Below are 521 nucleotides of genomic sequence, written 5' to 3'. Positions count from 1 at the left end.
ATGCAGCAAGATTTTAAAGACCGCGTGATTGAAAATACCCTGCGTCCACCGCCCGTGGATTGGCTCAGTACTGATACTGAGACACATACCGTCTGGTATGACCCGACGTTTACGGTTAAAGGGAATTATGCCGACCAGAACGGCGTGATGTTTGCCCGTCAAGGCGACAAAATTAACCCGCTGAGTCATGTGGCGCTCGGGCAAACTCTTTACTTTTTAGATGCGGATGATCCCCGCCAAATTGCGTGGATGAACGCACAGCAACCCGCCACCTTGCGTTACAAAGTCATTTTAACGAGTGGCAATATCAAAGAGGCGACGCAGGCACTTAATACCCGTGTGTACTTTGACCAAGGGGGCAGTTTAAGTCGTCAGCTCGGGCTTCAGTACATTCCCGCGGTGGTGACGCAAGAAGGCGACAAACTCAAAATCATGTCGGCGGCAATGCAGGAGGGGCGATGAGTAAATTCACCCGTTGGTTATTGAGTGTGTGCGTACTTGGTTGTGTGACCGTGACGATA

The 521-nt window shown here is 50.9% G+C and carries 1 protein-coding gene; it reads left to right on the top strand.

From position 1 onward, the window contains the following. The coding region (locus tag AC4IFO_RS23040) for a type-F conjugative transfer system protein TraW (RefSeq protein WP_490737859.1) at positions 1-462 on the top strand (462 nt) is incomplete at its 5' end. Between the last annotated feature and the right edge of the window lie 59 nt (positions 463-521).

This window comes from Providencia sp. UF-224, from assembly GCF_058245955.1.
The sequence above is the reverse complement of the archived record's forward strand: the minus strand, read 5'-3'. Positions and strand labels throughout refer to the sequence as shown.